Origin of the sequence: Pseudomonas sp. B16120 (assembly GCF_044218845.1) — a bacterium.
GTDB lineage: Bacteria > Pseudomonadota > Gammaproteobacteria > Pseudomonadales > Pseudomonadaceae > Aquipseudomonas > Aquipseudomonas paracarnis.
On sequence record NZ_CP162588.1, the window covers coordinates 786,587 to 810,359 of the forward strand.

18 protein-coding genes and 1 pseudogene are annotated in these 23,773 nt (G+C 62.2%); 6 read left to right on the forward strand and 13 right to left on the reverse strand.

Translation table 11 applies throughout. The features are described from left to right. The first annotated feature begins 10 nt into the window (after positions 1–10). The 5 genes from cobG to AB4P90_RS03900 all read left to right on the forward strand — a co-directional run bounded on the left by cobG (position 11) and on the right by AB4P90_RS03900 (position 5,360). Positions 11–1,357: a precorrin-3B synthase gene (cobG, locus tag AB4P90_RS03880; protein ID WP_395605673.1), complete on the forward strand. Its 1,347-nt coding sequence runs from the start codon at positions 11–13 to the stop codon at positions 1,355–1,357. Beyond that, positions 1,350–1,976: a precorrin-8X methylmutase gene (locus tag AB4P90_RS03885; RefSeq protein WP_014716722.1), complete on the forward strand. Its 627-nt coding sequence runs from the start codon at positions 1,350–1,352 to the stop codon at positions 1,974–1,976. The genes cobG and AB4P90_RS03885 overlap by 8 nt, the downstream gene beginning before the upstream one ends. Further along, complete coding sequence (locus AB4P90_RS03890; protein WP_019818281.1) at positions 1,976–2,707, forward strand: precorrin-2 C(20)-methyltransferase; 732 nt, start codon at positions 1,976–1,978, stop codon at positions 2,705–2,707. Before AB4P90_RS03885 ends, AB4P90_RS03890 begins: the two co-directional genes overlap by 1 nt. Further along, positions 2,707–4,344, forward strand: coding sequence for a precorrin-3B C(17)-methyltransferase (cobJ, locus tag AB4P90_RS03895; RefSeq protein WP_020301602.1), 1,638 nt, complete (start codon positions 2,707–2,709; stop codon positions 4,342–4,344). The genes AB4P90_RS03890 and cobJ overlap by 1 nt, the downstream gene beginning before the upstream one ends. Positions 4,345–4,580: 236 nt before the next feature. Continuing rightward, complete coding sequence (locus tag AB4P90_RS03900) at positions 4,581–5,360, forward strand: hypothetical protein (protein WP_019818279.1); 780 nt, start codon at positions 4,581–4,583, stop codon at positions 5,358–5,360. Here the strand turns inward: AB4P90_RS03900 and AB4P90_RS03905 are convergent. The 13 genes and pseudogenes from AB4P90_RS03905 to AB4P90_RS03965 form a co-directional block, all read right to left on the reverse strand. Further along, positions 5,357–5,953 carry a MarC family protein gene (locus AB4P90_RS03905; RefSeq protein ID WP_003171467.1) on the reverse strand — a complete coding sequence of 199 codons (597 nt, stop codon included), beginning with the start codon at positions 5,951–5,953 and terminating at the stop codon, positions 5,357–5,359. The genes AB4P90_RS03900 and AB4P90_RS03905 overlap by 4 nt on opposite strands. A 200-nt stretch (positions 5,954–6,153) precedes the next feature. After that, entirely contained in the window at positions 6,154–8,928 is a 2,775-nt protein-coding gene (locus AB4P90_RS03910; protein ID WP_019818278.1) for a hybrid sensor histidine kinase/response regulator, read from the reverse strand. A 116-nt stretch (positions 8,929–9,044) separates the two neighbouring features. Further along, positions 9,045–10,337, reverse strand: a complete 1,293-nt coding sequence (gene purD / locus AB4P90_RS03915; RefSeq protein ID WP_014716727.1) for a phosphoribosylamine--glycine ligase — start codon at positions 10,335–10,337, stop codon at positions 9,045–9,047. 125 nt (positions 10,338–10,462) lie between these two features. Further along, positions 10,463–12,070: a bifunctional phosphoribosylaminoimidazolecarboxamide formyltransferase/IMP cyclohydrolase gene (purH, locus tag AB4P90_RS03920; protein WP_014716728.1), complete on the reverse strand. Its 1,608-nt coding sequence runs from the start codon at positions 12,068–12,070 to the stop codon at positions 10,463–10,465. An 82-nt stretch (positions 12,071–12,152) separates the two neighbouring features. Next, positions 12,153–12,473: a DNA-binding transcriptional regulator Fis gene (fis, locus tag AB4P90_RS03925; protein ID WP_002555375.1), complete on the reverse strand. Its 321-nt coding sequence runs from the start codon at positions 12,471–12,473 to the stop codon at positions 12,153–12,155. Continuing rightward, positions 12,470–13,483 carry a tRNA dihydrouridine synthase DusB gene (dusB, locus tag AB4P90_RS03930; RefSeq protein WP_003188182.1) on the reverse strand — a complete coding sequence of 338 codons (1,014 nt, stop codon included), beginning with the start codon at positions 13,481–13,483 and terminating at the stop codon, positions 12,470–12,472. Before dusB ends, fis begins: the two co-directional genes overlap by 4 nt. Before the next feature lie 185 nt (positions 13,484–13,668). After that, on the reverse strand, positions 13,669–14,928 hold the full coding sequence (locus tag AB4P90_RS03935) for a DUF3426 domain-containing protein (protein WP_395605674.1): 1,260 nt from the start codon (positions 14,926–14,928) through the stop codon (positions 13,669–13,671). Positions 14,929–14,958: 30 nt separating this feature from the next. After that, entirely contained in the window at positions 14,959–15,837 is an 879-nt protein-coding gene (prmA, locus tag AB4P90_RS03940) for a 50S ribosomal protein L11 methyltransferase (RefSeq protein WP_034126418.1), read from the reverse strand. Between the two features lie 267 nt (positions 15,838–16,104). Next, complete coding sequence (gene accC / locus AB4P90_RS03945; protein ID WP_003188188.1) at positions 16,105–17,466, reverse strand: acetyl-CoA carboxylase biotin carboxylase subunit; 1,362 nt, start codon at positions 17,464–17,466, stop codon at positions 16,105–16,107. Positions 17,467–17,483: 17 nt separating this feature from the next. After that, complete coding sequence (gene accB / locus AB4P90_RS03950) at positions 17,484–17,948, reverse strand: acetyl-CoA carboxylase biotin carboxyl carrier protein (protein ID WP_014716731.1); 465 nt, start codon at positions 17,946–17,948, stop codon at positions 17,484–17,486. A 24-nt stretch (positions 17,949–17,972) separates the two neighbouring features. Continuing rightward, entirely contained in the window at positions 17,973–18,428 is a 456-nt protein-coding gene (gene aroQ, locus AB4P90_RS03955) for a type II 3-dehydroquinate dehydratase (RefSeq protein ID WP_014716732.1), read from the reverse strand. 293 nt (positions 18,429–18,721) lie between these two features. Next, a pseudogene (locus tag AB4P90_RS03960) lies at positions 18,722–19,237 on the reverse strand (methyl-accepting chemotaxis protein); the annotation flags it as partial. Positions 19,238–20,736: 1,499 nt separating this feature from the next. After that, positions 20,737–22,407 (reverse strand): PleD family two-component system response regulator, encoded by a 1,671-nt coding sequence (locus AB4P90_RS03965; RefSeq protein ID WP_019818274.1) that lies wholly within the window; start codon positions 22,405–22,407, stop codon positions 20,737–20,739. Positions 22,408–22,705: 298 nt separating this feature from the next. Here AB4P90_RS03965 and AB4P90_RS03970 point away from each other — a divergent pair, with 298 nt between their 5' ends. Next, positions 22,706–23,773, forward strand: coding sequence for a DUF2333 family protein (locus AB4P90_RS03970; RefSeq protein WP_003188197.1), 1,068 nt, complete (start codon positions 22,706–22,708; stop codon positions 23,771–23,773).

Below are 23,773 nucleotides of genomic sequence, written 5' to 3' on the forward strand. Positions count from 1 at the left end.
CAGGCTTTTCATGCCGCCGGACAAAGCAGGCATAATACCGCGCCTTTGCCCATCAACCGGTAGCCCCGTGAACCCAACGCCCGCTGTGAATACCTTGCGCCCCTCGGCTTGTCCGGGGTTGCTGCGTATTGTGCAGGCGTTGGACGGCGGCATTTGCCGAGTCAAATTGGCGGGCGGCGCGATCACTGCCGCCCAGGCCCACGCCGTGGCGGACGCGGCCCAGGCGTATGCGGGCGGGGTGATCGAGGCGACCAACCGCGCCAACCTGCAGATCCGCGGCATCGGCGCCGAGCAGGAGGCGTTGATCGCCCGGCTGCTGGCGGCGGGCCTGGGCCCCAGCAACGCGGGCGGTGACGACGTGCGCAACCTGATGCTCAGCCCCAGCGCCGGCATCGACCCGCAGATGCTGTTCGACACCCGCCCGCTGGCCGCACAGATCCTCGCCACTCTGGAGAACCATCCGCGTTTCCATGAATTGTCGGCCAAGTTCGCGGTGCAACTCGATGGTGGCGAGGACCTGGCGATGCTCGAACATCACCACGACCTGTGGTTATCGGCCTTCGTACGCCACGGCGAAACCCTGCTCGCGTTCGGCCTGGCCGGCTGTCCGGGCCTGGATGCGCCCCTGGCCGCCGTGCCATTGGGCCAAGGCCTTGAGTTGGTAGTGGCTGTGCTGGAAACCTTTCTGGACCTCGCCACCCCAGAGCAAACGCGTATGCGTCATTTGCCTGTGGATAACGTACTGAGCCATTTGCGCTTGCCGTTGCTGCCAATCGACGGCTTCGAGCGCCCGCCCAGCGACGCGTCGCTCCAGGTGGGCACTTATCCACAAGTGCAAAAGAATCAGTTCTACGTCGCCGCCCTCGCGCCCTTGGGCCGCCTGGACCCGACGATGCTCAAGGGCGCCGCACAACTGGCCAGCGACTATGGGGACGGCACCTTGCGCTTCACCCCCTGGCAAGGTGTGCTGGTGCCCAACGTCGAAAAGCCTCACGCCGTGACCGAGCGCCTGGCGCAACTGGGCTTTATCTGCTCGCTCGGCCACCCGCTGGCGCGCATGATTGCCTGCACCGGTTCCAGCGGCTGCGCAAAAGGCCTAGCCGACACCAAGGCCGACGCCGTGCAACTGGCCGCTCTGCAATCGGGCGTTGAGGTGCATCTGTCCGGCTGCCCGCGCTCCTGTGCTGCCGCGCACACCGCGCCAGTCACCTTGCTGGCGGTGAGCCCCGGCCACTACGACCTCTATTTTCGCGATGCAGCCCAGCCTGGTTTTGGCCGGCTGCACGCGCGCACTCTTTCCATTGAAGCGGCGGGCGCCCTGTTGCGCGCTCGTCCACGGAGCAACACCGATGATTGATTACATCCGCGACGGTCAGGAGATCTATCGCAACTCCTTCGCCATTATTCGCGCGGAAGCCAAGTTGGACCGCATCCCGGCTGATTTGGAAAAACTCGCGGTGCGGGTGATTCATGCGTGCGGCATGGTCGAAGCCATCGACGGCCTGCAATTCTCCGAAGGGGCCGGCAAGGCCGGGCGTGACGCGTTGGCCGCTGGCGCGCCGATTCTGTGCGATGCGCGGATGGTCTCCGAAGGCGTGACTCGCACACGCCTGCCGGCCAATAACCAGGTGATCTGCACCCTGCGTGACGACAGCGTGCCGGAGCTGGCGCGGGAGCTGGGCAACACCCGTTCCGCCGCCGCCCTTGAGCTGTGGCGCCCGCACCTGGAGGGCAGCGTGGTGGTGATCGGCAACGCGCCGACCGCGTTGTTCTACCTGCTGGAAATGCTCGACGCCGGCGCGCCGAAACCGGCGTTGATCCTCGGTTTCCCGGTGGGTTTTGTCGGCGCCGCCGAATCCAAGGCCATGCTCGCCGCTGACAGCCGTGGGGTGCCGTTCGTGATCATGCAAGGTCGCCTGGGCGGCAGCGCCATGGCTGCCGCCGCCGTCAATGCCCTGGCCACGGAGGTCGAATAATGCAGGTGCGCGGACGTTTGCTTGGCCTGGGCGTAGGCCCCGGCGACCCGGAACTGATCACCGTCAAGGCTCTGCGCTTGCTGCGCGAATCGCCGGTGGTGGCGTACTTCGTGGCCAAGGGCAAGAAGGGCAACGCCTTCGGCATCATCGAGGACCACCTGGTGCCGCAACAGACCCTGATGCCGCTGGTGTACCCGGTGACCACTGAAGTGCTGCCCGCGCCGCTGTCCTACGAGCAAGTGATCAGCGACTTCTACGACAACGCCAGCCTCGACGTGGCCGCGCACCTGGACGCGGGCCGCGACGTGGCGGTGATCTGCGAAGGTGACCCGTTTTTCTACGGCTCCTACATGTACCTGCATGACCGCCTGGCCGAGCGCTACGACGCCGAGGTGATTCCAGGCGTGTGCTCGATGCTCGGTGGTGCCTCGGTACTCGGCGCGCCGTTGGTGTATCGCAACCAGAGCTTGTCGGTGCTCTCGGGCGTGTTGCCCCACGAGGACCTCAAGCGCCGCTTGGCGGATGCCGATGCCGCAGTGATCATGAAGCTGGGGCGCAACTTTCCGAAAGTGCGCCAGGTGTTGGAAGAACTGGGTCTGGCCGAGCGGGCGTTGTACGTGGAACGCGCGACCATGGCCAACCAGAAGATCGTGCCGCTGGATCAGGTGGAGCCGATGTCGTCGCCGTATTTCTCACTGATCATCGTGCCCGGTGAACGGTGGCAAGGTTGATGACCCCGGCGATTGTGATTCTGGGCCAGGGCAGCCTGGCGACTGCGCGCAAGCTTCAGCAGGTTTACCCCGGCGCGTTGATCCACGGTTTGGCCACACGGGTTGAAGGTGCAGACCGCACCTACAGCGAATTCGGCGCGACCTTGCGTCAGCTTTATCAGCAGGGCACGCCACTGATTGCCCTGTGCGCCGCGGGCATTGTGATCCGCACCCTGGCGCCGTTGCTGCTGGAAAAGGGCGAAGAGCCCGCCGTGCTGGCCGTGGCCGAAGACGGCAGCGCGGTGGTGCCGTTGCTCGGTGGCCTGGGTGGCGTGAACCTGATGGCGCGCGACATTGGCGCAGCACTCGGCGTGTCTGCCGCCATCACCACCAGCGGCGAGTTGCGTTTTGGCACCTGCCTGCTCAACCCGCCAGCGGGCTATCAACTGGCCGACATCGAGTTGGGCAAACGCTTTGTCTCCGACCTTCTGGCCGGCGAAAGCGTGCGCATCGAAGGCGCGGCGCCATGGCTGGAGGAGGCTAACCTGCCTCAGGATCAACAAGCGCGCCTGGCGATTCATGTGGGCAGTGCCGAGCGCACACCGGCAGCCAACGAGTTGCTGATTTACCCGCAGAATGTCTACGTCACCTGCCGGCCGGGTGCGCAGTTGGCCGAGCGTGTGCGCACGGCGTTGCAGGAGGCGGGCGTGGCCGTGCAATCCCTGGCCTGCCTGCTGGCCAGCGACCTGCAGATGGCTGACGCGTCCTTGCATGAGGCCGCGTCGGCCTTGGGTGTACCGTTGCGCTTTGCCGCGCTGACACCCGTTGCGGACATCAGTATTACCGTGGCCGAGCAGCCCTTGGACCTGTCACAGGTTGGGCGCCCGCGCGGGCGGCTGGCGGTGATTGGCCTGGGCCCCGGCGCCGCAGAACTGATGGTGCCGGCGGTGAAGGCGGAACTGGCGCGTTGCACCGATGTGCTGGGCTATGAAACCTACGTGCGCATGGCCGGGCCATTCCGTGACGATCAAGTGCAACACTGCACCGACAACCGCGAAGAAATGCAGCGCGCCCGCCACGCCTTCGAGCTAGCTGCGCAAGGCCGCTCGGTGGTGGTGGTGTCCTCTGGTGACCCGGGTGTATTCGCCATGGCCGCGGCGGTGATCGAGGCGCTGCACGAGTCCAGCGAGCCGGCCTGGCATCAGGTCGACCTGGAAATCCTGCCAGGGGTCTCCGCCTCGCTGGCCACCGCCGCCCAGGCAGGCGCGCCGCTTGGGCATGACTTCTGTGTGATGTCGCTGTCGGATAACCTCAAGCCTTGGTCTATCATCGAAAAACGCCTGGACCTGGCTTCCCAGGCCGACCTGGCCTTGGCGTTCTACAACCCGATCTCGCGGTCGCGGCCTTGGCAACTGGGGCGCGCCCTGGAAATCGTCGCGCTGCATCGCACGCCACAGACGCCAGTGGTGCTGGGCCGTGACATCGGCCGCCCAGGCCAGACACTGCGCGTCACCACCTTGGGGCAACTGACGCCCGAGCAGGTGGACATGCGCACCATGGTACTGATCGGTTCATCCACCACTTGTGTGTTCCCGCGTGCGGGTGGCGGCGAGTGGGTGTACACGCCACGTTGGTATGGCAACAAACCCAACTCCTGAAACAGCCCCGTTGGCTGCCGGAAAGCTCCGAATATCCCAGGGATTCCCCTGGCGTTGTTCGGAGCTTTTTCTTTTTTATGCGATGAAAACCGCACGCCTGCCCGCCGCGCCTTGTCATTGCTGGACGCTGGTTTTGGGCGGGGCAGGCCAAGGGATGTTTGTCGCATGGAAACCCCGCCGCTCCCTGGACTAGTGTGGAAGCAAGCCCCATGTGGGGTGCTTGTGGAGAACAGAAAATGGAGCGACGTCACAAAAGGATCAACAGCAAAAAAAGGCGCAAGTTGATTGCCGCCTACAAGTTACCGGGCGCACCTGCCAGGCAGGCCACGGCAGTGTTGGATAGCGAGGATGATTGCAATGCGGCCGTGGTCAACAACGGCGTGATTTCGTTTGCCGAAGGCTTGTCGGCGTTGAATCGGGAATACGTGCGCAAAAGCTATCTGCTGGCCAGCAGTTATGTGAGCGATGTGCTGAACGTCCAGCGAGGCAGCGAGGCGTGGTACGAGGAATTTATCAAGGTGATGGTCAGCCTGGGGTGGCTGCCGCTGCGCAGTCGCTTTGAGCGAGTCTCGCGTGCGGGCAAGGGCCTGACGGTGCAACTGGCGGCGCTGAATATCATCGCCTCGATGCTGACGTCGACGGCGCTGTCCGGGCCACTGCTCAGCGCATTGCCAAAGCTGGCTGCCGATGCGCTGGACGCACTGAAGCGCCAGCCAGCATCTTTCGAGCTGTTCAAGCGCAATTGCGCAGTGCGTGAGGGCGGCGATTTCGGCCTGGCCTCCTGCGTTGAAACAGACGGCGAGTTGATCATGGTGCTGGTGACCTACAGCACCCATGGTGTGGATAAACAGGTGGGCCTGCCCTTCCTGGAGTGGGACAGCTCCTCGTTCGAGGCCTTCAGCGGGCAGACTTGCCTGGTGCTCAATACCTCGATGGTCAACGAGAAAACCATCCAACTGATGCGCGAAAGCGCCGGTGACAAAGTGGAAATGGCTATCGCCAAATACCGGATCTAGGGCACCAGGTAGCCGCGTACCCCGGTAAAAATGATTTGCGCGGCCAGGGCGCAGACGAACAGGCCCATCAACCGGCTGACAATCTGCAAGCCCTGGTCGCCGAGAATGCGTTCGATACGGTTGGACAGGTACAGCACCACGCCCACCGTCAGGCTGGCCAGGGCAATACTGAGGATGGCGGTGAGCTTATCGTCCCAGTGCGGTTGGCTGACGCCCATCACCAGTAAGGCGCCAATGGTGCCGGGGCCGACGGTGAGCGGGATGGTCAGCGGCACGATGGTCACGTCCTGCTGCACGTTGTCGGTCTGCACCGCCGACTTGCCCTGAGCCATGCCTAATGCGGAGATAAACAACACGCTGCCGGCGCCGATACGGAACGCATCCACGGTAATGCCGAACACGCTGAAAATTACCCGACCGAACAGGTAGAGCAACACGCTCGATACCAGGGTGGCCAGTGCAACTTTCCACGCCAGGCGCCGACGCTCCTTGCTGGAGTAGCCACGGGTCAGGCTGATAAAGCAGGACAGCACAAAGAACGGGCTGTAGAGCACCAGCATCTTCAGGTAAACGCTGAACAACACATGGAGCATGGGGGCGGCTCGCGGGCGGGGAAAGTGTGGAGGAGTCTATCCGACACAGATCAAATGTGGGAGCTGGCTGATCGTTCCCGCGCTCTGCTGATCGTTCCCACGCTCTGCGTGGGAATGCATCCAGTGACGCTCTGCGTCGCGTTCAAGCAGGACGCGGAGCTTACCGGGCGGCGTTGCCACGCGGAGCGTGGGAACGATCATCAGGAAAGGGTGCTGTGCTCAGGGCGCTGTTGGCGCTGCGCCACCCAGTAGTCCACCAGCTCGCGCAGTTGCGACAGTTCCACCGGCTTGGCCATATGCCCGTCCATGCCCGCCTGGCGTGCGCGTTCTTTGTGTTCCGACAGGATATGCGCGGTAAGCGCCACCACCGGCGTGCGCACGCGTTGATGGCTGATTTCCCACGCCCGCAGTTGCTGCGTGGCGGAGAAACCATCGAGGATCGGCATCTCACAGTCCATCAATACCAGGTCATAACGCTGGGCTTTCATTGCCTGCAGCGCTTCTTCGCCGTTGCTGGCGGTGTCCGGGTTGAGGTTGAGCTTGCCGAGCATGCCGCGAATCACTTTGGTGGAGATGCTGTTGTCTTCGGCTACCAGGATGCGGAAATCGCTGGGCACGGTAATGGCTGCCGGTGCGCTGGGGGCCGGGCGTGCAACGAGGGCGCCTTTGCTGCGCTGGGTCAGCTCATCGGCCAGGGTGGTCTTGAGGGTATAACCCGCCACTGGCTTGGCGAGAATGCGCTTGATCCCACAGTTGCGCGCAATGATCTTGCTCGGCGCGTTACTGATGCCGGTGAGCATGATCAGCAGTATGTCGTGGTTCAGGCTCGGATCTTCCTTGATCTTCGCCGCCAGTTGCATGCCGGTCATGCCGGGCATGTTCTGGTCCAGCAGCACCACGTCAAAGTAATCACGCAGGTGCGCTTTGGTACGCAGCAGCGCCAGGGCCTCCTTGCCCGAAGGCGCGGCGCTGACGTTCAGGCCCCAGGCCGTGCACTGCTGCACCAGCACTTTGCGGCAGGTGTCGTTATCGTCCACCACCAGTACGCGGGCGTCCTTGAGCGGGCCGTCGAGGTCGCTGGTCGGATGCTCCAGGCGTTCCGGGTCCAGGGGCAGGGTCAGCCACAGGGTGCTGCCCTGGTGACTGCCGCTTTTGATGCCGAACTCGCCGTTCATCAACAGGATCAATTGGCGGGCAATGACCAGGCCCAGGTGGCCGCTCAAACGCGTCGCCGAGAGGAAGTTCTTGCTGTGCAGTTCGCTGTGCAGCAGGGCGTCGCGTTCGGCGGCTTCCATGGGCACGCCGCTGTCTTGCACGGCAATGCGCAGGCGTGGCTTGGGGCTGCGCTCATCCAGGGCGACGACGATCAGCACTTCGCCTTCATCGGTTTTGTGCAGGGCGTTTTCCAAAAGGCTCAGCAGCGCCTGGCGCAGCCGCGTCGGATCACCGCTGATCACCCGTGGCACCTGAGGCTGGATAAAGCTGATCAGCTCGACATTCTGCTGCTCGGCCTTGGCGCGGAAGATGCTCAGGCAGTCGTCGATCAATGCATTGAGGTCGAACTGCACATCATCCAGTTCGATCTGACCGGATTCGAGCTTGGAAATGTCGAGAATTTCGTTGATCAGGGTGAGCAACTCGTTACCGGCGCTGTGGATGGTCTGCACATAGTCGCGTTGCTTCACCGACAACGGCGTGCCCAGCAGTAACTCGGTCATGCCCAGCACACCGTTCATGGGCGTGCGGATTTCGTGGCTGATCTTCGCCAGGAACTCGGCCTTGGCGGCGATTTCGGCGTTGCTGGCCGCCAGGTCGCGGCTCAGGCTGAAGCGGGTTTCGACAATGGCGCGCTGGCGCTCGCCGAGGGCCAGGCTCATCAGCAGGCCGCTGAGGCAGATAAAGCTCAGCAGGGTGACGATCAGGCCTTGTGGCGCCACCAGGGTGAGGCCGAGCAGGGCGGGCAGGATGATCAGCGTGCCGATGTTGAACACCACCATGGCCGCCACGAACAAGCGCGCCGGGCGGTAGCCTTTTTGCCAATGATAGGCCGAGACGAACAGCATGCTCAGGCCCGCCAGCGCGACCAGGGCATAGGTGATGATGTTCAGCGGCAAGGTGTTGACGAACAACAACAGCAAGCCGCACAGGACGATCAGCAGGATGTCCGCCATCAACACTTTATTCAGCGGGTGCGGGCCCAGTGGCATGAAAAAGCGGTAGGCAAACATCAACCCGCAGGGTGCGGTCAGCAGTAGGGCCAGGTAGGCGCCAGGGGTCTGGATCGCGTGCCAGTTCGGCAGCCACGGCCCCACCAGGTTGAGCAGTAGCGCCAGGCTGAGCATCAACAGGAATTCGCACGCGGCCAGCCACAGGCTACTGCGCGAGCGGTGGTAGGCGAATCGCGTGAGGTTGTGCAGGATCAGCATCGACAGCACGCCGAACAGCAGACCGTAGATCAATGTCTGGTTCTGGTTGGCAGCGGCCAGCACCGCCGGTTCCAGGGTGATGTAAGGGCGCAGTTCGTGTTCCGAGACCAGGCGCAAATACACCTCCAGGGGCCGCGGGCTCTGGGGCATCGGTAACATGAAGTCACTGCTGGGCAACGGGCGCTCAGCCTGGGGTTGGCGAGTGCCGGTGATTTGCTGCTCCACCAGGGTGTCGCCGTCCAGTACGTACAGGCTCAGGCTGGACAGGTCCGGGGCAAACACCCGCAGCACTTGTTCGTGCTTGCCGGGTTGCAGCCTGAAGCGCACCCACAACGCACCGTCCGGCTGCGCGGCAGTGATCCGGTCCAGTTCGATGGGGCTGAATTGATTGGTATAGCGGGCGGAACGGATGTCGCTCAGTTGCAGGTCGGCCTGTTCATCAAGCAATACCGCCCAGCCACTGCCTTGTGCGGCGGCCTGGGCCGGTAGCAAGCAGAGCAGGGTCAGTAGACTGATTGTGAAACCTATGGCGATCCTGAGCCAGCGCACGGCGAAATCCCTTCGGTAGGTGGATGCACGGGTTAACTATGCGCGGGGCGACAGGGTACGGCAAGGGCCAAAGGCCCTTACCTAACCGAACGGATAGCTACTGCAAGTGTAGCTGCTCAGTTGTTCTCACCACGTTCGCGGGCAATGGCACGGTAGCCAATGTCGGTGCGGTAGAAGCAGCCTTTCCAGTCGATTTTCGCCGCCAGTTTGTAGGCCTGTTGTTGCGCGGCATCGACACTGGCACCCATCGCGGTGGCGCACAATACGCGGCCACCGGCGGTTACAACTTTGCCGTCCTTGAGCGCGGTGCCCGCGTGGAACACCTTGCCTTCCAGCGCAGCGGCGGCGTCGAGGCCTTCGATCACATCGCCCTTGGCGTAGTCGGCAGGGTAGCCACCGGCCGCCAGCACAATCCCAACACTAGGACGTGGGTCCCACTGCGCTTCGACCTTGTCCAGGGCCTGGGCGAGGGCGGCTTCCACCAGCAGCACCAGGCTCGATTGCAGGCGCAGCATCACCGGTTGGGTTTCCGGATCGCCGAAGCGGCAGTTGAACTCGATGACTTTGGGGTTACCTGCTTTGTCGATCATCAGGCCGGCATAGAGGAAACCGGTGTATACGTTGCCTTCATCCGCCATGCCGCGCACGGTTGGCCAGATCACCAGGTCCATGACGCGCTGGTGCACGTCGGCGGTTACGACGGGTGCCGGGGAGTAGGCACCCATGCCGCCGGTGTTCGGGCCGCTGTCGCCGTTGCCGACGCGCTTGTGGTCCTGGCTGGTGGCCATCGGCAATACGTTCTTGCCGTCGACCATCACGATAAAGCTGGCTTCTTCGCCATCGAGGAATTCCTCGATGACCACCCGCGAGCCGGCGTCACCAAAGGCATTGCCGGCGAGCATGTCGCGCACGGCGTCTTCGGCTTCCTGCAGGGTCATGGCGACGATCACGCCTTTACCGGCAGCCAGGCCATCGGCCTTGATCACGATCGGTGCACCTTTCTCACGCAGGTAAGCCAGGGCCGGCTCGATCTCGGTGAAGTTCTGGTAGTCGGCCGTGGGGATCTTGTGGCGAGCCAGGAAGTCCTTGGTGAAGGCTTTCGAGCCTTCCAGCTGGGCGGCGCCCGCGGTAGGGCCGAAGCAGTCCAGGCCACGGCTGCGAAACAGATCGACGACGCCTGCCACCAGTGGCACTTCCGGGCCGACGATGGTCAGGGAAACATTCTTCTCGGCAAAATCTGCCAGTTGCTCCAGGGCCAGCACGTCGATGGCGACGTTTTCGCACTTGGCTTCGATGGCGGTGCCGGCGTTGCCGGGGGCCACGAAGACTTTCTGCACGCGTGGGTCCTGGGCTACTTTCCAGGCCAGGGCGTGTTCACGGCCACCGCTGCCAATGATCAAAACATTCATTTCAAAAACCTCGTTAGGATGATCGTTCCCACGCTCTGCGTGGGAATGCCTCTACGGACGCTCTGCGTCCGAGGGACGCGGAGCGTCCCTGGCTGCGTTCCCACGCGGAGCGTGGGAACGATCAATCAGTGGCGGAAGTGGCGCATGCCGGTGAAGACCATCGCAATGCCAGCTTCATCAGCGGCGGCGATGACTTCTGCATCACGCATCGAACCGCCTGGTTGGATCACGGCAGTCACACCGGCTTTCGCAGCATTGTCCAGGCCGTCACGGAACGGGAAGAATGCATCGGAAGCCATCACCGAACCCACCACCTGCAAACCGGCGTGCTCAGCCTTGATCGCGGCGATACGCGCCGAGTTCACGCGACTCATCTGACCAGCGCCGACACCGATGGTCTGGCGGTTCTTGGCGTAGACGATGGCGTTGGACTTGACGTATTTGGCCACTTTCCAGGCGAAGATCAGGTCGTTGATCTCTTGCTCGGTCGGCGCGCGCTTGGTCACGACTTTCAGGTCCTGGCTGCCGATCATGCCGATGTCGCGGCTCTGTACCAGCAGGCCGCCATTGACGCGCTTGTAGTCCCAGGCCGCGGCGCGGTCTGCCGACCACTCGCCACAGGCCAGCAGGCGCACGTTGGCTTTGGCGGCGACGATGGCGCGGGCTTCTTCGCTGACGCTTGGGGCGATGATCACTTCGACGAACTGGCGCTCGACGATGGCCTTGGCGGTCTCGGCATCCAGTTCGCGGTTGAAGGCAATGATGCCGCCGAATGCGGATTCGGTGTCGGTGGCGTAGGCCAGTTCGTACGCCTGGCGGATACCGCCTTCAGCGTCCGGGCTGACGGCCACGCCGCACGGGTTGGCGTGCTTGACGATCACGCAGGCCGGTTTGACGAAGCTCTTCACGCATTCCAGCGCGGCGTCGGTATCGGCCACGTTGTTGTAGGAAAGTTCTTTGCCTTGCAGTTGGGTCGCGGTGGCAATGCCCACTTCGGCAGGCTTGGCTTCCACGTAGAACGCCGCGCTCTGGTGCGGGTTCTCACCGTAGCGCATTTCCTGGGCCTTGATGAACTGGCTGTTGAAGGTGCGCGGGAACTGGCTGCGGCCTTCGGTGCTGAGGGTGTCAGCCGCCTGGTTCACGGTGCCCATGTAGTTGGCGATCATGCCGTCGTAGGCGGCGGTGTGTTCGAACGCCTTGAGCATCAGGTCGAAGCGCTGGGCGTAGGTCAGGCCACCGGCCTTGAGGTTTTCCAGGACGTTGGCGTAGTCACTGGCGTTGACCACGATGGCCACGTCTTTATGGTTCTTGGCCGCCGAGCGCACCATGGTCGGGCCGCCGATATCGATGTTTTCGATGGCGGTCGGCAGGTCGCAGCCTGGCTTGTTGATGGTGGCTTCGAACGGGTAGAGGTTAACGGCCACCAGGTCGATCGGCTTGATGCCGTGCTCGGTCATGATGGCGTCGTCGATGCCGCGACGGCCAAGGATGCCGCCGTGGATTTTCGGGTGTAGGGTCTTGACGCGACCGTCCATCATTTCTGCGAAACCGGTGTAGTCCGCGACTTCCACTGCGGCCACGCCGTTGTCCTGCAGCAGTTTGAAGGTCCCGCCCGTGGAGAGGATTTCCACACCCAGGGCTTCCAGCTCCCGGGCAAATTCAAGGATCCCGGTCTTGTCGGAAACACTGATCAAGGCACGGCGGATCGGCAGGCGGGTGGTCTGGTCGGTCATCTCAATTTCCATCAAAAGCAAAGGAAGTCAGCAAAAAAGGCGACCGGTTTTACGCGGGCGCCTTTCTGGTTTGATTGAATGCTTACAGCAAATCGTACTGCTTGAGCTTTTTGCGCAAGGTGCCACGGTTGAGGCCCAGCAGCTCACTGGCTTTGGTCTGGTTGCCCTTGACGTAGTTCATCACGCTTTCGAGCAAGGGCGCCTCGACTTCGGAGAGCACCAGGTTGTACACATCCGTGACGGAAGCGCCCTCAAGGTGGGCGAAATAATTGTGCAGCGCCTTCTCGACACTCCCGCGAAGGGTCTGGCCTTCTTCGCTAGGCGTGTTGAGGTGCTGTTTCAAATTGACGTTGTCGCTCACGGGTGTTGTTCCACTCACTAAAGTCTCGGTCATCATCGTCATGCGGCCACCCCTTCTCCATCCCCTGTTCCCAGGCTCTTGTCGCGTCCGGCGAAGAACTCACGAACGGTGGCGACCTGTGCCTGCGTTTCATCCAAACGATTGAACTGAGCGCGGAATTCCTTGGCGCCCGGCAAGGTGGCGAGATACCAGCCGACATGCTTGCGAGCAATGCGTACTCCCATCACGTCCCCATAGAAGGCGTGCAGGGCGGCCAGATGCTCTAGCAGAATACGTTCCACCTCGACCAACTCTGGTGCCGGCAAGACTTCACCAGTACGCAGGAAATGCTCGATTTCACGAAAAATCCACGGCCGCCCCTGGGCGGCCCGGCCAATCAACAAACCATCGGCACCGGTCGCGTGCAGCACGCGCCGGGCTTTCTCGGCACTGTCGATGTCGCCATTGGCAAAGACGGGCATCGACACGGCCTGCTTGATCGCGGCAATGGTGTCGTACTCGGCTTCACCGGTGTAAAGGTCGGCGCGGGTGCGGCCATGCACCGCCAGCGCTGCAATACCAGCCTGTTCAGCGATCTTCGCCACCGTCAGGCCATTCTTGTTGTCCCGGTCCCAACCGGTACGAATCTTCAGGGTCACCGGTACATCTACTGCGCCGACAACGGCCTGCAGGATCTCGGCGACCAACTGCTCATCTTTCAACAGCGCGGAACCGGCGGCCTTGTTGCAGACCTTTTTGGCCGGGCAGCCCATGTTGATATCGATGATCTGTGCACCCAGCTCCACATTGGCCCGGGCTGCATCCGCCAGCATCTGCGCATCGCCACCGGCGATCTGCACCGAGCGTGGCTCGGGATCACCTTCGTGGATCATGCGCATCCGCGACTTGCGGGTGTTCCACAAACTCATGTCGCTGGTAACCATTTCAGAGACTACTAGACCCGCGCCCAAACGCTTGCACAGCTGACGAAAGGGCTGGTCGGTGACACCCGCCATCGGGGCGAGGATCAAGCCGTTCTGCAATGTGTATGGGCCGATGCGTACCGCCGACATAGGACTTCCCTGTTGTGGGGCCGGATCATTAGAGTTCGAAAAAGGGTTGGCATGATACCCGCTCTCGATGACGGGTTAAAGGCTGAATTGGATAAAATCTGAACAGTTATTTTTTTATCGCCATCGGTTTGGTTGACGATGGCCAAGTCAATAATCCGCCGTCAAACCTCGGTGGGCGCGCCGTTTCACTCGGGTGAATGGAAGCTCAGGCTGTAATTCACGGCTTTGTTGCCGGGGTCCAGGATGTCCAGGGAGATGTGGATTGGCGTCTGGGAGGGCATTTCGCTCACGCCGGCCAACTCGCCGCTCAGGTATTCGGCGGGCTTGAAGCGACGACTGGCAATCAGGCTGCCGTTCAAGTCCGCAAAGCGCAGCTCCAGCAGTGGGAAGGGCTGGGAGAAGGTCGCGCGGTTATAGAGGATGGCATCCACCACCAGTGCCCCGGCGAACTCGGGGTGGCTGCGCACCACCAGGTTGCTGCTCTTGATATGGGTAATGTCGACCCGCGATGGCACGGTGCACCCCAGTTTCGGGCATAGCGTCTGGAACCACGGGCGATAGGCGTCCTGGCGGGCCAGGTCGTCGAACTGGTAGGCGATGTACTGGCCGGCCAGGCCGGCGGCGGCGAGTACGACCAACAATATCCAGAGCAGACGGCGACCCCAGCCTGACGGACGCTTCTGCGCATACAGGTGCAGGGGGTCGTCTTCCAGGTCCTGGAGCAACTCATCGTGTACACCGGCCTCCGTTCGCGCGCGCTTGCGTCGCGCGAACGCGCGGTCTTCGGGTTCAGGCTCATCGTGCTCGTCGCGGGTGGGTGTCAGCGGCGGGTCGAGGTCGTCATCCACGGTAGTGGCGTGCGGAGCTGGTTCGTCATCGAGTTCGTTGACGTGGGCCGACAGGGACGGTTCGGTGCGCTGTTTGGACGCAGGTGCCTTAACCGGCTCGGGCTCTTCTTCTGGTGCCTGTGCGCGCTCTTCGGGTGGCTCACTGAACAGGCTGGCCGCCCATTTTTCTTCCTCGGCCTTGACCGTGTCGCGGCTGGCACTGAAGGACTCTTCCTTTTGCCGACGGTCGGCGCCTGGCTGGCGACGTTCTGCGCCCACTGCCTGGGTGTGCTGGATCTCGCGACGTTCCAGCCTGGCCAGTTCCTTGTCCAGGTTATCCAGGTCCAGCTCTTCGGCCGTCCACTGCTTCTGGCTGATGGCCCGCGGTGGCGGGGGAGGCATTTCGACAGTCGGTTCGGCGGCCGGCTCGGCGGTGGTCGGCACTTCAGGCTCCGGCGCAGACGCCTGGGCCCGTTGCTCCAGCAACTGGCGAGCGGCGTTGAATACTTGCAGACACGAGCCGCAACGCACCACGCCGCGAGCCACGCTCAGCTGAGCGTGGTTGACGCGAAAACGCGATTGGCAATGTGGGCACTGGGTGACGAAACTGTCGGTCATGCGGCCATCCGATTCAGGCAAGCGCTCATTCTAGCGCCGACGACCGCTGATGCGTACCCAGCCATCACGGTTGGCGATCGGGTCCAGCTCGAAGTCCTTGGCGTAGGCCGCAGCCACGTCTTCACCTTGCTCGGCGAGGATGCCCGACAGCGCCAGGCGCCCGCCCGGCTTGACCAGGCTCGACAGTTGCGGCGCCAGCGACACCAGTGGCCCGGCGAGGATATTGGCCACCAGCACATCGGCCTGAACCTGGGGCAGGTCCTCAGGCAGGTAGAGTGGGAATTTGCCCTCGGCAATGTTGTTGCGCCCGGCGTTATCGCGGGAGGCTTCCAGGGCCTGCACGTCGATATCGGTACCCACGGCCTCCTTGGCGCCCAGCAGCAGGGCGGCGATGGCCAGGATCCCCGAGCCGCAGCCGAAGTCCAGTACGTTGCTGTCGGTCAGGTCCTGGCCGTCCAGCCATTCCAGGCACAGGGCGGTGGTCGGGTGCGTGCCGGTACCGAACGCAAGGCCCGGGTCCAGCAGCAGGTTGACGGCGTCTGGCTCAGGAGCAGCGTGCCAGCTTGGCACGATCCACAAGCGCTGGCCGAAGCGCATGGGCTGGAAGTTATCCATCCAGCTGCGTTCCCAGTCCTGGTCTTCGATGACTTCGCTGTGATGCTCGGGTAGCGGGCTGCCGGTGAGCAGTTCCATATGGGCCAGAACGGCAGCGGCGTCGGTGCCGTCTTCGAACAGGGCCAGCAAGTGGGTGTGGGACCACAGCGGCGTGGTATTGAGTTCCGGCTCGAAGATCGGCTGGTCTTCGGCGTCCATGAAGGTCACCGACACGGCACCCACTTCGAGGAACGCGTCTTCGTAGGTTTCGGCTTGTTCTGGGCTGATGGCGAGACGGACTTGCAGCCAAGGCATGGCGGGCACCTTTGAAAAAAATGAATGTGCGGCGGGCAGGCCGCGAAAGCGCGCAAGTTTACGCGAGAGCAAGCCAGAAGACGACTGCGCCGACGATCGTTCCCACGCTCGGCGTGGGAACGCCTCTTGTGGCGCTCCGCGCCACGCCTTAACAACGGGACGCGGAGCGTCCGAGGCGGCATTCCCACGCCGAGCGTGGGAACGATCAGGGGTCGGTGGCCCATAAACAACAAAACCGCCCGAAGGCGGCTTTGTTGGGTGGAGCACTTACTGGTTGGCCAGCTTGTGTTCCAGGTAGTGAATGTTCACACCACCTTCGCAGAAGCCTTCATCACGAACCAGATCCCGATGCAGCGGGATGTTGGTCTTGATGCCGTCGACCACGATTTCGTCCAGGGCGTTGCGCATACGGGCCATGGCCTCGTCGCGAGTGGCGCCCCAGGTGATCAGCTTGCCGATCAGCGAGTCGTAGTTGGACGGAACCTTGTAGCCGCTGTACAGGTGCGAATCCACACGTACGCCGTTGCCGCCGGGCGCGTGGAAATGCTTGACCAGGCCAGGGCTTGGGATAAAGGTTTTCGGGTCTTCGGCGTTGATGCGGCACTCCAGCGAGTGGCCGTGCATCTTCACGTCGTCCTGGGTGAACGACAGCACGTTACCGGCGGCGATGCTCAGCATCTCCTTGACGATGTCGATACCGGTGACCATCTCCGATACCGGGTGCTCTACCTGCACACGAGTGTTCATCTCGATGAAGTAGAAACGGCCGTTCTCGTAGAGGAACTCGAAGGTGCCGGCGCCACGGTAGTTGATATCGATGCAAGCCTTGACGCAGCGTGCCAGGACTTCCTGACGCGCCTTTTCATCCAGGCCCGGAGCCGGAGCTTCTTCCAGGACTTTCTGGTGGCGACGTTGCAGCGAGCAATCGCGGTCGCCCAGGTGGATAGCGTGGCCCTGGCCATCGGACAGTACCTGGACTTCCACGTGACGTGGGTTGGTCAGGTACTTCTCCAGGTAGACCATCGGGTTGCCGAACCAGGCGCCCGCTTCGGAGCGGGTCTGCTTGGCGGCTTCGATCAGGTCTTCTTCCTTGTGCACCACGCGCATGCCGCGACCACCACCGCCACCGGCGGCCTTGATGATCACCGGGTAGCCGACTTCGCGACCAATGCGCAGAGCGGTTTCCTCGTCTTCAGGCAGTGGGCCGTCGGAGCCTGGAACGGTGGGCACGCCGGCCGCGATCATGGCGTCCTTGGCCGAGACCTTGTCGCCCATCAGGCGAATGGTTTCGGCTTTCGGGCCGATGAAGGCAAACCCGGATTTTTCCACCTGTTCGGCGAAATCGGCGTTTTCCGCGAGGAAGCCGTAGCCGGGGTGGATGCCATCGGCGCCGGTCACTTCTGCCGCAGCGATGATGTTCGAGACTTTCAGGTACGAGTTCGTGGCCAGTGGCGGGCCGATGCAGATGCTTTCGTCCGCCAGCTTCACGTGCATCAATTCGGTATCGGCCGTCGAGTAAACAGCGACGGTCTTGATGCCCTCTTCCTTACAGGCGCGCAGGATACGCAGCGCGATCTCGCCGCGGTTGGCGATCAGGACTTTTTGCAGTTTCTTCGCAGGTTTCAACATCGAAGGCGCTCCGCGGTTCAAACGATGGTGAACAGCGGCTGGTCGTACTCAACCGGCTGACCGTTTTCTACCAGGATGGATTCGATGACGCCGGCTTTTTCCGCGGTGATGTGGTTCATCATTTTCATCGCTTCAACGATGCAGATGGTGTCACCCACTTTCACGGTTTTGCCCACTTCAACGAAGGCTGGCGAGGTCGGTGCCGGGGTGCGGTAGAAAGTACCGACCATTGGCGACTTGACCACGAAGCCGTTCAGCGCAGGCGCGGCTGGGGCGGCAGGTGCAGTGGCGGCGGCAGGCGCGGCAGCCGGAGCTGCAGCGGCTGGAGCCGGTGCTTGCATCTGTGGCGCGTAGAACTGTTGGGCCGGGGTCTTGCTGTGACGGCTGATCCGTACGGACTCTTCGCCTTCCTTGATTTCCAGCTCGTCGATACCGGATTCTTCCAGCAGTTCGATCAGTTTCTTAACTTTACGGATATCCATGAATCATCAACTCCCAAGGGTCGGTCAGGGGCGTTTAGCCTGTTCTTCAATGTGTTCCAGGGCGGCCTCCAGGGCCAGTCGGTAACCGCTGGCGCCAAGGCCGCAGATCACTCCTACCGCTACGTCGGAGAAGTAAGAGTGATGGCGGAAAGCTTCGCGTTTGTGCACGTTCGATAAATGCACTTCGATGAATGGGATGCTCACCGCCAGCAGCGCGTCACGTAATGCAACGCTTGTATGCGTAAAAGCGGCGGGATTGATCAGAATAAAGTCCACGCCTTCGCCACGCGCGGCGTGGATGCGATCAATCAATTCATACTCGGCATTGCTTTGCAGGTAGAGCAAATGGTGGCCGGCTTCACGTGCCCGTCGTTCCAGGTCGAGGTTGATCTGATCGAGGGTTACTGCCCCGTAGACGCCCGGTTCGCGGGTGCCAAGCAGGTTCAGGTTGGGTCCGTGAAGAACCAGTAAGGTCGCCATTGGCTGTTCCTTGTTATTGGTGTGGGTGCGTCAGAACCCGGCGACTATGCCGCAAAGCCTTTGTGACTGTCCAGTTCTATGCAGTAGCCGGCACGATTAGCGAGGATTGCGCAAAATTTGTGACTGTGGTCTTAGATCCAGTCATCGCTAATACGGCACTGAGATCGCTGGAGACTCATTGTGGGAGCGGGCTTGCTCGCGAATGCGGTGGATCAGCTAAAGATGCATTGACTGACACACCGCATTCGCGAGCAAGCCCCCCACATTTGGTCCACACCGGTCGGGATATCGGGTCAGACGCGGAAGGCTTGCACGGCGGTAGTCAGTTGCCCGCCCAGTACCAGCAGGTGCTCGCCCTGGCTACGGCCCTGGCCAATGCGCAGTAAATTATCCTCACCCAATTGATGTATCCGTTCACTGTTGTCGCGAATCTCGCTCACGGCTCCACTTTGCTGCGCGGTCACATCGGCAATGCGTACGGCGGTATCCGAGATGGTCTGGATCGCGCCGACGATTTCATCCAGCGCGCCATCCGCCGCCTGGGCCTGCTGGGCGGTGGCTTCGGCGTGTTCGACCTGGGCGCGCATGCCTTCTACCGACTGGTGCGCGGCAGTTTGCAGGCCGGCGATCAGGCCCTGGATTTCGGCAGTGGCACCGGCGGTACGCTGGGCCAGGGAACGCACTTCGTCGGCCACCACGGCGAAACCACGCCCGGCCTCACCGGCGCGGGCGGCTTCGATGGCGGCGTTGAGCGCAAGCAGGTTGGTCTGGTCGGCAATCGAGCGAATCACCGTGAGCACGCCGCCGATGGTGGCGGACTCTTCGGCAAGTTTCTCGATCATCTGCGCGTTTTGCTGCACTTCGCCCACCAGCGCATGCAGCCCGGTGAGGCTCAGGCCGATCACACGCTGGCCTTGCTCCACGGCCTGGCCCGCACTGCGGCTGGCGCCGGCCGCCTGGCTGGCATCCCCGGCAACTTGCTGGATGGTGGCTTCCAACTCACCCAGGGAATCACGGATTTGCGCGGTGTCGCCGGCCTGGCGTTCGGCGCCGTCGTGCAGGCCGCTGCTCAGTTCGGCCAGGGCGCGGCTGCTGCCCGCCACTTCTTCGGCATTGCCGCGGATGGTGCTTACCAAATCCACCAGGTAGGCGCGCAGGCGGTTGAGGGAGGCCTCGATATCGTGCAGCTCACGGTTGGTCTTGCCCAGGGCAATCGGTTGGCTGAAGTCGCCTTCGGCCCAGGTCGACAAGGCGGGTGCCAGGTTGGTCAGTACGCGCGCCAGGCGGCGTTGCAGGGTGTCGATCAGCAATGCGATCAGCAGGATCAGGCCAATCATCACGCCCTGCATCACGCGTACTTCGCCCTGGATCCTGGCATGTTGCGCGCGCACCACGGGTTCCAGGCCGGCGATGGCTTGTTGCACGTTAGTGATTTTAAGGTGGGTGCTGGCGGCGAGATCGGCGCGTTGCTGGATCTGTTCACGGGTGCGCTGCAGCTCGGCGGGGTAGCGGGTCAGCAGGCTGTTGAGTTCGCGCTTGAGGTCGACGCCGGTGTCCTGAGCTTCGGTTTTTTCGGTGTTTTCCAGCCCCATCAGCGCGGAAAAATCATCGGTGTTGGATTCAGCGCTGGCCTTTATTCCCAATAGGGGCAGTTGCGCGAGCAGGTCGGCCTGGGTTCGCAGGTTAGTCACCTCCCGCTCGACATCAGCAGCCAACTCGGCGCGCCCGCTGCTGACCAGCTTGTCGCGGGCCAGGGACAGTTTGCCCAAATGTTGCGAGGCGGCGAGCAGCGGCGACATATAGCGCGCAGCCTCCGCGGAATTGACGCCGCTGGCGTACTGGCTCAGTTGTTCCAGGTTTGCGCCCAGTTCACGTTCGGCTTGCAGCAACAGCGCTTGCGGGTCGCCAGCCAATTTACCGGCGGCCAACAGGTCAGTCTTGCTGAAGGTCTCCAACTCCACGAGGCTGGGCCGCAGGCTTTGCGCCAATTCGGGCGGCAGTTCGCCCAGTTGCAGCTGCAGGCTTTCCAGGCTCTGGGTGGCACTGCTCAGGCGCAGGGCATCGCCGCTGGCCAAGTAGTCCTCGATGTTTCGGGCGGCCTGGTTTTGAAAGATCTGGGACAACCCCAGGTAGCGCTCCATCAACAAGTACGGGCGCTCCAGCGCCCGTTGCGACCACCACAGCGTCGCGCCGAGGGCCAGGCACACGGCCACCAGCAGAAGGGTATTGAGATTGGTCAGCAGCTTCAGGCGCATGCGGGGTTTCAACCGACGGCAAGAGATAAGCGCCTGAATTTATTGCGTTTGTATTACAGCGTTATGACCGAATCGGTGGATTCTGGTGAAAAGATGGCACTTTGCTTTGATGTGCGAGCGGCTTGCACGCGGTTGCGTCCGGCGTCCTTGGCGCGGTAGAGCGCTTCGTCAGCCTGAGCGGCCATCATCAGGCTGTCGGAATCGTCGCACAGCTCCACCAGGCCGGCGCTGAAGGTGCACCACAAATCCTGCGGTTGGGCGGGGTAGTGGATTTCTGCAAAGCGCCGGCGAATGTCGTCTAGCACCTTGCAGGCCGATTCCAGGTCGGTGTCGGGCATCACGATGGCGAACTCTTCACCGCCGTAGCGGCCGATGTAATCGGTCTTGCGCAAACGCTGCTTGAGAAACAGTGCCAGGCTCTTGATCACCCGGTCGCCCATGGGGTGGCCGTGGCTGTCATTGACGCGCTTGAAGTGGTCGATATCGAGCATGGCAAAGCTAAGAGGCTTGTTCTCGCGGCGGGCGCGGAAGCTGCAATCTTCGAGCAGTTGCAGGATATGCGTGTGGTTGTACAGCCCGGTGAGGCTGTCGCGCACCATCCGCGCCTTCAAGTTGCGCGCACGCGACGCCCGGTTGCGCACAGTGGTGATCAGGTGACGCGGCTTGATCGGTTTAGTGAGGAAATCGTCACCGCCCTCGCTCATCGCATCCAGTTGCTTATCCAGGTCGTCCTCAGCCGACAGGTAGATGATCGGCACGCTGACGTAGCGGTCGTTGTGGCGAATCACCTTGGCCAGTTCGGTGCCGGTACAGGCAGGCATGTACATGTCGAGGATGATCAGGTCGGGTTGGAAATCCGCCAGCTCGGCCATGGCCTGGATCGGTTCGATCAAGGTGCGGGTGATAATCCCGGCACTGTTGAGCAAGCGTTCGGTGTGCAGCGCCTGGGCCCGCGAGTCGTCGATGATCAGCACTTTGTACGGTTCGTACTGGGCCGCGCAGGTCAGCACTTCGATCTTTTCCAGCAGGCTTGAGGCTTCCAGGGTGCCGGTCAGGAACTCTTCGCCACCGGCGCGCACGGCGGCCAGGCGCGTCGGGGTGTCGGTTTCGTGCAGGCTGAAAAACAACAGTGGCAGCTTGTGCTCCAGGCCCTCTTGGGCTTCTGCAGCGAGCTTCAGGCCCAGGCCTGTGCCGCAGAAGTCCACGTCCATCACGATCGCCGACGGCAAACGCTCTGCCATGGCCGCGCGAAAGGCGGCGACGCTGTCCAGGGCGTGGGCGCTCATGCCAAAGAATTCGAGCTGCTTGGCCAGGCGCTCGGCGCGGTCATGGTCGGCGAGCATCACATAGATCGGCTTGCGCATCGGCGGCAGGAAGGTTTGCTCAAGCTGGTCGCCCTGGCGCAGGCCGGTGCGGGACAGGCGTTGCATCAAGCGGTTGAGCTCGGTGATCAGTTGGCTGCTCAGGCGGCCACGGTTCTCGTCCACGGCTTGCAGGGATTCACTGATATGCCGTGCCAGTTGCGTGTGTTCGGGCTGTTCGAAGCGTTCGGCGAAGCGCTGCAGGCGCAGGTTGGCTTCGCTGAGTTCGGAAAAGTCGGCGTTCGACCACTCGCTGCGTTGCAGGCGCTGCCAGATCTCAAGAATTTGACGTGCCTGATGAATTACCCGCTGGGCAAAGTGCTGCTTGAGACGCTCGCGGCTGGGGTCTTCTGACTCGGTCATATCCTGACTACTGTGAGGGTGCATGCTGAGGTCGACTGATGGCTCTATGCTAGCACCTCTTTTCTGATAGATGAGTGTCATACGTCAATTAAGTCTGCATGCCAGAGATTCAGTTATTGACCGGCTGGTCGCCCAGCGTAAAAGGTGTGCATCCTTTATAGTCCAAGCGGCCCGGTGCGCCACTTTCGTGTAAAAGCCCCGCACCGATGGGCACGATGGGGTAGGGTTGTGGTCGGAATGTTTGAACGCACCCGGACAATTGACGTGCATGAACTCAAGTGATTGAAAGGATATCGCCATGCTGGACTGGAAAAACCGCGAAGGCAGTGCCAAAGGCCCCGCCCCTGAGCCCAAGTCGGCCAACCGCAGCTATTTTCGCAACCTGCTGATGAGCCGGGCGTTGCTCAGCATCATCGGCTTGTACCTGCTGGTCACCGGTGGCCTGGGTTGGTACTGGAGCCAGGAGCCGGCGCTGTTTCCGGTGCAGCAAAACGCCCAGCTTGCCGCCGAGAAGGAAGGCAAGCAGATGGTGGTGGGTTACACCACCGTTGAAACACTCAAGACCGTGGTCGGCACCTTGCTGAACAAGCCAGGCGGCTACATCTCCAACGACCGTTTCCCTCCGGGCTTGTGGATGGACAATATGCCGAGCTGGGAGTACGGCGTGCTGGTGCAGGTGCGTGACCTTACCCGCGCCCTGCGTAAAGACTTCGCCCGCTCCCAGTCGCAGTCGGCTGAAGACGCTGACTTGGCCAAGGCCGAGCCGCGCTTCAACTTCGATAACAAGAGCTGGGTGCTGCCTTCCAGTGAGTCGGAATATCAGGAAGGCATCAATTCCCTGAGCCGCTACGAAGCGCGCCTGTCTGACCCGAACCAGCGCGGCGCGCTGTTTTATGCGCGTGCCGACAACCTCAACAACTGGCTGGGTGATGTGGCCACCCGTTTGGGTTCGTTGTCCCAGCGTCTGTCCGCCAGCGTAGGCCGGGTCAAGTTGAACACTGCGCTGAAAACCGAGGCGCTGGCGCCGGGTGAAGTGCCGCAGGTTGATGAAGAAGTGGTGGAAACCCCATGGATGCAAATCGACAACGTGTTCTACGAAGCGCGCGGCCAGGCGTGGGCCCTGTCCCATCTGTTGCGAGCCATCGAAGTCGACTTTGCCGACGTACTGGCCAAGAAAAACGCCACCGTCAGCGTGCGCCAGATCATTCGTGAGCTGGAGGCCTCGCAGGAACCGGTATGGAGTCCTATGATTCTTAACGGCAGTGGCTTCGGCGTACTGGCGAACCATTCGCTGGTGATGGCCAACTACATTTCCCGGGCAAACGCTGCAGTGATCGACTTGCGTCAGCTCCTCAACCAGGGTTGA

What these genes read in the sequence shown, in the direction of transcription:
- cobG (WP_395605673.1), top strand. Translation starts at nt 11, where the DNA reads ATGCCGCCGGACAAAGCAGGCATAATACCGCGCCTTTGCCCATCAACC.
- AB4P90_RS03885 (WP_014716722.1), top strand. Translation starts at nt 1,350, where the DNA reads ATGATTGATTACATCCGCGACGGTCAGGAGATCTATCGCAACTCCTTC.
- AB4P90_RS03890 (WP_019818281.1), top strand. Translation starts at nt 1,976, where the DNA reads ATGCAGGTGCGCGGACGTTTGCTTGGCCTGGGCGTAGGCCCCGGCGAC.
- cobJ (WP_020301602.1), top strand. Translation starts at nt 2,707, where the DNA reads ATGACCCCGGCGATTGTGATTCTGGGCCAGGGCAGCCTGGCGACTGCG.
- AB4P90_RS03900 (WP_019818279.1), top strand. Translation starts at nt 4,581, where the DNA reads ATGGAGCGACGTCACAAAAGGATCAACAGCAAAAAAAGGCGCAAGTTG.
- AB4P90_RS03905 (WP_003171467.1), bottom strand. Translation starts at nt 5,953, where the DNA reads ATGCTCCATGTGTTGTTCAGCGTTTACCTGAAGATGCTGGTGCTCTAC.
- purD (WP_014716727.1), bottom strand. Translation starts at nt 10,337, where the DNA reads ATGAATGTTTTGATCATTGGCAGCGGTGGCCGTGAACACGCCCTGGCC.
- purH (WP_014716728.1), bottom strand. Translation starts at nt 12,070, where the DNA reads ATGACCGACCAGACCACCCGCCTGCCGATCCGCCGTGCCTTGATCAGT.
- fis (WP_002555375.1), bottom strand. Translation starts at nt 12,473, where the DNA reads ATGACGATGATGACCGAGACTTTAGTGAGTGGAACAACACCCGTGAGC.
- dusB (WP_003188182.1), bottom strand. Translation starts at nt 13,483, where the DNA reads ATGTCGGCGGTACGCATCGGCCCATACACATTGCAGAACGGCTTGATC.
- AB4P90_RS03935 (WP_395605674.1), bottom strand. Translation starts at nt 14,928, where the DNA reads ATGACCGACAGTTTCGTCACCCAGTGCCCACATTGCCAATCGCGTTTT.
- prmA (WP_034126418.1), bottom strand. Translation starts at nt 15,837, where the DNA reads ATGCCTTGGCTGCAAGTCCGTCTCGCCATCAGCCCAGAACAAGCCGAA.
- accC (WP_003188188.1), bottom strand. Translation starts at nt 17,466, where the DNA reads ATGTTGAAACCTGCGAAGAAACTGCAAAAAGTCCTGATCGCCAACCGC.
- accB (WP_014716731.1), bottom strand. Translation starts at nt 17,948, where the DNA reads ATGGATATCCGTAAAGTTAAGAAACTGATCGAACTGCTGGAAGAATCC.
- aroQ (WP_014716732.1), bottom strand. Translation starts at nt 18,428, where the DNA reads ATGGCGACCTTACTGGTTCTTCACGGACCCAACCTGAACCTGCTTGGC.
- AB4P90_RS03965 (WP_019818274.1), bottom strand. Translation starts at nt 22,407, where the DNA reads ATGACCGAGTCAGAAGACCCCAGCCGCGAGCGTCTCAAGCAGCACTTT.
- AB4P90_RS03970 (WP_003188197.1), top strand. Translation starts at nt 22,706, where the DNA reads ATGCTGGACTGGAAAAACCGCGAAGGCAGTGCCAAAGGCCCCGCCCCT.